The organism is Streptomyces lushanensis (assembly GCF_001700515.1).
Taxonomy (GTDB): domain Bacteria; phylum Actinomycetota; class Actinomycetes; order Streptomycetales; family Streptomycetaceae; genus Streptomyces; species Streptomyces lushanensis.
Genome location: NZ_MAUD01000598.1, coordinates 1 through 760, shown reverse-complemented (window position 1 = coordinate 760; position 760 = coordinate 1). Strand labels below are relative to the sequence as shown.

2 pseudogenes are annotated in these 760 nt (G+C 69.1%); both read right to left on the bottom strand.

Going from position 1 to position 760, the window contains the following annotated elements:
- A pseudogene (locus tag BFF77_RS37490) lies at positions 1–367 on the bottom strand (ABC transporter permease subunit); the annotation flags it as partial.
- A 2-nt stretch (positions 368–369) separates the two neighbouring features.
- Positions 370–651: pseudogene (locus tag BFF77_RS37485) on the bottom strand (amino acid ABC transporter permease); the annotation flags it as partial.
- Positions 652–760: the final 109 nt, after the last annotated feature.

Genomic DNA, 760 nt, shown 5'->3' with positions numbered 1-760 from the left:
CGGCGAGCCGGTGGGCGAACCACGAGAGCAGCACGCACATCCCGATGTAGATCGGTGAAATCACCATCACCACGGGGATGAACGGCAAATCGTAGTCGAGATTCGACGCGATGAGCTTTCCGGCATGGAGGAACTCCTCATAGGTGATGAGATAACCGAGTGATGTGTCCTTGAGAGCGACCACCAGCTGGCTGATGATCGTGGGCAGCATGGCGCGGACCGCCTGTGGCACCAGCAGGTACGTCATGACCTGCGTCTTGCGCATGCCGAGCGCGTACGCCGCCTCCCGCTGACCGCGCTCGACCGAGTTGACTCCGGTACGGAACACCTCGGCGAGCACGGAGCCGTTGTAGAGCGTGAGGCCCGCNNGAGCCGGCCGCAGGCGAGCACGGCGCCGAGCCCGACCGAGAGCACCGCCGCGCAGGCGAACGCCGTGAGCGTGTTGCCGAGGCCGCGCAGCAGCAGCTCCTGGATGCCCCGGTACTCGAAGGGCCGCCATTTGGTGGCGCTGAACTGACCGGTGGCGAAGAGCAGTTGGACCACCCAGAGGAGCAGCAGCGCGATCGCGGCCGTCGAGACGACGCCGTACAGCCGGTGGCGTGCGCGGGTCCTGGGGCCCGGGATGTCGTAGAGGGCCGTCGACTCGGCCACCGGTCGCGCCGCGCCCACCGCGCCCGCCGGGTCCCCGGCACGCACCGGGCCGGCCGGGCTCACCGGCTCCACCGGCCTCACCGGGCGATCCCCCAGCGCTTCTCCAGCA